Raw genomic sequence first — 7,529 nt, forward strand, 5'->3', positions numbered from 1 at the left:
TGGTTGGCTCTGGCGCCACACAGCTCAACCTGACCGTCGATACGCTGATTTCCACCCTGCTCCCTGCAGGATCGATCTCGTGGCTCTACTTTGCCGATCGCGTCAACCAGCTGCCACTGGGTGTTCTGGGGGCCGCCGCAGGAACGACGCTTCTGCCCGTTCTGACCCGTCATGCCGCTGAGCACGACACGGCAGGCGGACAGAAAACGCTCAATCAGGCCATTGATTATGCGTCCATCCTGACCTTTCCGGCCTGTTTCGGCCTGCTAGCCCTTGCGCCGGAAATCATGGCGACGCTTTTCGGCTATGGAAAATTCACAACCGAGGACGCGCTTTCATCAGCGCAATCGCTACGGGCTTATGCGCTTGGCCTGCCCGCTTTCATTCTGATCAAGGTGCTCTCGCCCGGCTTTTTCGCTCATGGTGATACCCGCACGCCAGTGCGTATCGGGTTTCTCACCCTTGCGCTCAATCTTGCGCTCAATCTCGCCCTCTATCGCCCGCTCACCCATGTCGGACCACCGCTGGCGAGTACGATCGCGGCTCTAGTCAATCTCGGCTTCCTTGCCGTCATCTTGCACAGGCGATCTGTATTCCGTCCGGATGCAGCTCTGGTTGGCCGCCTGCTGCGTGTCATCGCCGCCTCGTTTCTCATGGCCCTTGTCACGGTCACGTTGGCACGCCTCATCGCGCCGGGTCTGGTCATGTGGCATGGCCTCATGCGGGCGATGATGCTTGGCATCCTCATGGGGCTGGCTGGTGTGGTTTACCTCGCCGCCCTTTGGGCCTTCGGGGTTGCGCAGCCTGACCGCCTGCTTCGCCGTGTCCTGCGACGCGGCCGCGCCCGTTGAGATCATACTAGGCGTTCGAAATCAGGTCGGGGCGTGACGGCGCCCCGCACATTACATCTCTCCGCACCTGAGTGATTTGCACGGCTATATGTCGCTGGCTTCCTGACCGCACAGACAAGCGTTGCAAAATAATCATGGCTCCAAGGCGATCGCGCCTTGTGCCTCGACAGAGAGTTCACAGGACCGCGCTGTAACGTTAGGATTTGTGTCATGTGGCGCGACATACAGATCCGATATCCAGCATGACGACCCCCGCGATTACGGGTGCAATCCCCTCTGCCGAGGGGGCGACGCCTGCCATGGCGCAGTGGTTTTCACTCAAGGCGCAGGAACCCGATGCGCTGCTGTTTTTCCGTATGGGCGATTTCTACGAGCTTTTTTTCGCCGACGCCGAAACGGCGTCGATGGCGCTCGATATCAGCCTGACCACACGGGGCAAGCATAACGAAGAGCCGATCCCCATGTGCGGCGTCCCGGTTGCAGCCGCCCCAGCCTATCTCGCCCGCCTGATTCGTCGCGGCTTTCGTGTGGCTGTGGCGGAGCAGACCGAAGCCGCGCGCAAGGCGGGTGATCCTCCCCAGAAAGGCCCCCTGTCGCGGGCTATCGTGCGTCTTGTCACGGCAGGGACGCTGACCGAAGACGAATTGCTCGAAGCCGGTCGCCCCAACCTTCTCTTCGCCCTTTCCGCCCCCGCGCGCAAACCACGCGCCAGCGATGCGTGCGGCGCGGCGTGGATCGATATCTCCACCGGATCGTTCGAAACCACGACGCTGCCGCGTACCCAGATCGAGGAGTTGCTCGCCCGCCTCGACCCATCGGAAATCCTTGCCGACCCGGCGCTTATCCCGGAACCCTTCGCGCTGCGCGTCGCCCCCAACTTGGTTCCGCCCGGCATCGATTCAGCACGGACGCGCATGGCGCAGATTTTTGAAGTCCCTCAAATTAACATTCTGGGCGACTTCACCGACGAGGAGATCCGCGCAGGCGCCCTGGTGCTTGATTATGTGCGTCGCAGCCAGGCCGGTGCGATGCCCCGTATCGCCCGCCCCCTGAGACGGGATGATTCCGAGACGCTGGGTCTCGATCCTGCAACACGCGCCAGCCTCGATCTCGTACAGGCCAGGGACGGCACGACCACGCATACGCTTTTTTCAGCGGTGGATCGCTGTGTCAGCGCAGCCGGGCAACGCCTGCTCGCCCAGTGGATTGCAGCCCCCTCTACCGATCTGACGCTCATCCAGAGCCGCCAGGAAGGTTGGCGTTGGATTGGTGCCCAGCCGGGGCTGATGGAGGCGACAACGCCCATCCTGCGGCGCAGTCCCGACCTTGCCCGCGCCCTGGGCCGCCTCTCGGCGGGGCGCGGCCTGCCGCGTGATCTGGCTGCCACACGTGATTTGCTGCAAGCGGCTGACGCACTCGTGGCGTTGCTCGAACCGGTTTGCGATGATGCAACGCCTTCGCTCATCCGGGCGCTTTTCGCCGGGCTGTACGGCCGCGCCGATGCCCTGCTGGAGACGCTTGAAAAAGCCCTGTCAGACTCCCTGCCCGCCCGTATCGAGGATGGCGGGGTTATCGCCACCGGCTATGATGCCGATCTCGATCGTTACCGTGGCCTGCGTGACGACAGCAAACGTACCCTTGCAGCGCTTCAGCAGAGCTATGCCGAGAAATTCGGCGTTGCCACGCTCAAGATAAAACATCACGCGCAACTGGGTTACATCATCGAGACCTCGGCGCTGCATGGGGCAAGGCTTCGGGATTGCCCCGAGCTTTCCTTCAGGCAGGGCACGGCCAATCTGGTGCGGTTCACCACAGAGGAACTGCTCGACCTCGACCGGGCTATTCTGGAAGCTGCCGACCGCGCCGGGGCGCTGGAGCGTCGTCTGTTCGCCGCGCTGGTTGCCGAGACTGTCTCCCATCCTGCCCTGCCCGAACTGGCGGAGCTTTTTGCGCTGGCCGATGTGCTGACTGGCAGTGCGCGTCTGGCCCAAGGTGGCACCTGGTGCAGTCCCGAGATGGCACAGGATCAGAGCTTTGCGCTCAAGGCCTGCCGTCACCCCGTGGTTGAAGCTGCCCTGGACCGTTCCACGCGCTTCATTCCCAATGACTGCCACCTGCCGCCCGACCAGCGCGTGATGTTGCTGACCGGGCCCAACATGGCCGGCAAATCGACCTTCCTGCGCCAGACGGCCCTCGCCGTTATCCTCGCCCAGGCCGGTCTGCCCGTTCCGGCGGAGAAAGCCCGTATCGGCATCGTCGATCGCCTGTTCTCCCGCGTGGGCGCTGCTGATGATCTCGCGCGCGGACGCTCGACCTTCATGGTTGAGATGACCGAGACAGCCGCCATCCTGCGTCAGGCCGGGCCGCGCTCACTTGTGGTGGTGGACGAGATCGGCCGTGGCACCTCCACGCTCGACGGACTTGCCATCGCCTGGGCCACGCTTGAGGCGCTTCACTCGCAGCTCGGCTCACGCACTATCTTCGCTACGCATTTTTTTGAGCTGTGCAGCCTGTCCGATTCGATGCCCCGACTGACACCGTTCACCATGGCGGTGCGCGAATGGCAGGGCGAGGTGATTTTCCAGCATGAGGTGCGCAAGGGCTCGGCACGCAAGAGCTGGGGGGTACACGTGGCCCAGCTGGCAGGCGTTCCGCTACCGGTCGTACAGCGTGCCACGCGCCTGCTGGCAGCCCTTGAGAGCGATCAGGGGCTCAGTGGGCCGCAACTCCCACTATTTGCGGCCGCCCCGCCTCCCCCTGTGGCGAAAGATCACCTGCGTGAAGCGCTGGAAACGATCGACCCCGACACCCTCTCGCCGCGCGACGCTCTGGAGGCCCTCTACGCGCTACGCAAACTTGCGCTTGAAACAAAGAACGATTTGACCTGAAGATAGCAAATTCAGGTATTCCTTAACGCCCCTGACCGACGGATCTTAATGCGCGAACCCATCTCCCTCCTTGAAACCGACATGCAGTCAGCCCTGACCACGGCCCTTGACCGTGTGCGTCAGCCGGATGGCTCTGTTTCACGCGAGGATGCCGTCAGCCTCTTCCGCCGTCATATCGGTCGTCATCACGGCGAGATCCGCAGGCTTTTCGAGGGGCGCCAGCTCAAGGGCATTGCTGCCGCCTCAACCCTGGCGCAGCTGATGGATGGGGCCATCGCGAGCCTTTTCGACCTGTCCCGCGCGGCGGCCAAGGCCCCGGCAGACGGGCTCAGTCTCTGCGCTACGGGTGGCTATGGCAGTGGCCTTCTTGCCCCCTATAGTGACATCGACCTGCTTTTTCTCACTGACGAGATCCCCGCGCCTGAAACGACAGCGCAGATCGAATACATGCTGTATTTCCTGTGGGATCTGGGCGTTCGTGTGGGTCATGCCACGCGGTCCATTGAAGGCTGCCAGCAAGCGGCTGCTGAAGATCTGACCATACGCACCACCCTTCTGGATGCGCGACGGATCACCGGGGCAGAGCGCCTGTTCGTCGAACTCGGTGCGCGTTTCAGCCGAAGCGAAGCAAACGCCCTGTGTTTCATCCATGACAAGATCGACGAGCGCGAGAAACGTCACAAACGTTTTGGCGACAACCCCTATATGGTTGAGCCGAACATCAAGGAGGGACGCGGCGGCCTGCGTGACCTCCAGACCCTGAACTGGATGACGCGGGTCTTTCAGGACAGCAGCGACATCAACCCCGCCCATCCTCACCGCCCGCACGAACCCGTTTTCACGACACTGGGGCTCCTGACCGAGCAGGAAGCCAACCGCGCACGACGCGCCTGGAATTTCCTCTGGACCATCAGGCTGCATCTTCATTACATCGCCGGAAGGGCTGACGAGCGTCTGGCCTTTGACGTCCAGCCTGTCATTGGCGGCCGTATGGGCTATGCCGGTCATGGACGGCAACAGGGCGTCGAGCGCTTCATGCGCCACTACTTCCTCACCACGCGTGAGGTCATGCGCCTGACCCGTATCCTCGAACCCAGCATCATGGAACGCCTGCAAGGCCCTGTTCGAGAGGCCCCCTATCAGGGAACGACCCTGACGCCTGCAGATGCCAGCCATTTCCGACTGATCAATGACCAGATTGCGCCCGCGGATGCGCAGTGCTTCGAGAACGATCCGCGCCTGATGGTCCGGATGCTCGATGCGGCATTCCAGGACAATCTGGAACTGCATCCGACCGCCATCCAGCAACTCATACGCAATGAGCGCCGGATCGCCTCGCTGCGTGACGACCCGATGACCATGCGGGTGTTTCTGTCGCTTCTCATGCGCCCGACAGAGATGAACCGGGAACATGCCCGCCCCAGCGGCGCAGACTGGCTCACCATTCTCAACGATACTGGATTTCTTGGCGCGTTGCTGCCTGACTGGTCGCGTATCGTCGGGCAGATGCAGTTCGATACCTATCATATCTACACGGTCGATGAGCATAACATCGAGGCCGTGCGTATGCTTGGCTGGATCGAGGCCGGGGCGATGGCGGATGAAATTCCGCTCGTTTACGATCTGGCTCGCGACATGCAGTCGCGTCGCGCCATGTATGTCGCCACGCTTTTGCATGACGTTGCCAAAGGGCGCGGTGGCGATCACTCGGTTCTCGGCGCAGAGGTGGCACAGCATGTCTGTCCGCAGCTTGGACTGGATGCCGAAGAGACCGAGACGGTCTCATGGCTCATCCTGCATCACCTGCTTCTGAGCCAGACCGCTTTCCGTCGCGATATTGACGACCCGCGCACCATTCTCGACCTCGCGGACATCATCCAGTCTCCAGAGCGCCTCCGCCTGCTGCTGTTGCTCACCATTGCCGATATGCGTGCCGTAAGCCCGAATGTCTGGAATGCCTGGAAAGCGACTTTGCTGCGCGAGCTCTACAGCCGCGTTGCCGAGGTTCTCGAAGGAGGTCTGGCAGCGACAGAGCGCGACGAACGTGTAAGCCACGCGAAGGAACTGGTGCGTGACGGCCTGCTTCAGCAGGGTGTCGCCGCCGATCAGGCCGAGCACTTCCTGACACTGGGCTATGCCGGTTACTGGCTGGGCTTTGACGCCGATACCCATATCCGCCACGCACGACTGGTTCTTGATTCCGAAATCCATTCGGCTCCGCTGACAATCGAGGCGACCCCGATTCCTCAGCGTGACGTGACCGAAATCACCATCTTCAGTGCCGACCATTCAGGGCTGTTTTCACAAATCGCCGGGGGACTCGCCGTTGCCGGCGCCTCGATCGTCGATGCCCGTATTCATACGCTCAGCGATGGCATGGCGCTCGATACGTTCTGGGTGCAGGACAGCAACGGACGCGCCTTTGACACGCCACTGCAACTGGCGCGCCTGAACAGTCTGATCGAGCAGGCTCTTTCGAGCCGCCTCGCCATCGGTACTGAACTCGACCGCCTTGCCGATCAACGCGCGACACGCCGTATGAGGGCCATCCATGTTCCGGCCCGTGTCGTGATCGACAACCGCGCGTCGGAGCGTCACACGATCATCGAAATCAACGGGCGTGACCGCCCCGGACTGCTTTACGATATCACCCGTACCATCAGTGAGCAGTCACTGCAGATTTCCTCAGCGCATATCACGACCTACGGCATGCGGGCGGTCGACGTTTTCTATGTGCGCGATCTGGTAGGGACCAAGGTCACCTCCGAAACCCGTATGGCGGAAATCCGTACTGCCCTGCTGGCAACCATGAATCAGGATGATACCACCCGACCGCTCAAGCCCGTCGCGGCCTGAGCGATAGCGCGCCCCAGGGTTAACGATCAAGCGCGCACAAGTTCAGGGCGCCAATTTCTTGCTTCCCCTGTCACGCAGGGCCTGAGCGACACGTGTCACCACGACAGGCCACGCCTCAGCAGGCGGCGCGTGATCGACAGGGCGGAACACCCGTGTCCTCGCGTACCAGTCAGCCCCCTGCCAGCGCCAGTCTCCCCCGACGCGATCGAGAAGCCAGAGCGGCAAGCCCGCCGATCCCGCCACATGGGCCAACAGGCTATCCACGCCGATGATCAGTTCGCATCGGGCCATTTCCCTTGCTGTGTCGAGCAACGTAGGACCAACGCCCTGCGCCATGCCAAATGCCGGGGCCGCCGCACGCTCTCCTTCAGCCTGAAAGCTGACAAACTCATAACCGGGCACAGCGACCAGCGGCGCGAGCATCGAGACAGGCAGTGAACGACGCGCATTGAAGCGATAGGTCGGACTTCCTGCATGAAAAATACCCACGCGGCCTGGCTCGAGCGCAACCCCGAGATCAAGGATCGGTCTTGTGTCGATGTGCTCCACACCCAGTACGTAAGGAAGGCTCAGTATCGGGCAAAAGAGCGTTGCCTCGCCTTCAAGCACGACACGGCCCGATTGAAGGAGTGGTGTCAGGGATGGCATCGCGCGAAGAAGCCCCTGAAGCGGTGCCGGTATGGACAGAAGGAGCGGCGCCCGCTCAGCCGCGCAGGGCACAAAGCGCAGGAACTGCAACGCGTCCCCCAATCCCTGCTCGGCCTGAATGCAAACGCGTTGAGCGGTTTCCTCACCCGACCAGCGCGGCAGGTCTGACGGTAGCGGTGTGAGAGCGAGCCTGTGCTCGAAATTGGCCCAGCCCTGCACGTAATCGCCCCGGGCCAACTGAAGTACGCCCAGATTGAACCGTGCACGATGAAAGGCCAGCGCCCCC

At 62.2% G+C, this 7,529-nt stretch carries 3 protein-coding genes and 1 pseudogene; 3 read left to right on the top strand and 1 reads right to left on the bottom strand.

The genetic code is table 11. The features are described from left to right. From murJ to P792_RS27090, 3 genes are all read left to right on the top strand, one after another. The coding region (murJ, locus tag P792_RS0118745; protein ID WP_031240597.1) for a murein biosynthesis integral membrane protein MurJ at window positions 1–851 on the top strand (851 nt) is incomplete at its 5' end. Between the two features lie 242 nt (window positions 852–1,093). Continuing rightward, a complete protein-coding gene (gene mutS, locus P792_RS27085; RefSeq protein ID WP_023978458.1) occupies window positions 1,094–3,739 on the top strand; it encodes a DNA mismatch repair protein MutS in 2,646 nt (881 codons plus the stop codon). A gap of 48 nt (window positions 3,740–3,787) precedes the next feature. Then, entirely contained in the window at window positions 3,788–6,595 is a 2,808-nt protein-coding gene (locus P792_RS27090; RefSeq protein WP_023978459.1) for a [protein-PII] uridylyltransferase, read from the top strand. Between the two features lie 42 nt (window positions 6,596–6,637). On the opposite strand, the pseudogene P792_RS27095 reads toward P792_RS27090, so the two are convergent. Further along, window positions 6,638–7,529, bottom strand: a pseudogene (locus tag P792_RS27095) (tetratricopeptide repeat protein); the annotation flags it as partial.

It is taken from the genome of Asaia sp. SF2.1 (assembly GCF_000505765.1).
Classification (GTDB): domain Bacteria; phylum Pseudomonadota; class Alphaproteobacteria; order Acetobacterales; family Acetobacteraceae; genus Asaia; species Asaia bogorensis.

Coding starts and splice junctions, on each gene's coding strand:
- mutS (WP_023978458.1), top strand. CDS start 1,094: ATGACGACCCCCGCGATTACGGGTGCAATCCCCTCTGCCGAGGGGGCG.
- P792_RS27090 (WP_023978459.1), top strand. CDS start 3,788: ATGCGCGAACCCATCTCCCTCCTTGAAACCGACATGCAGTCAGCCCTG.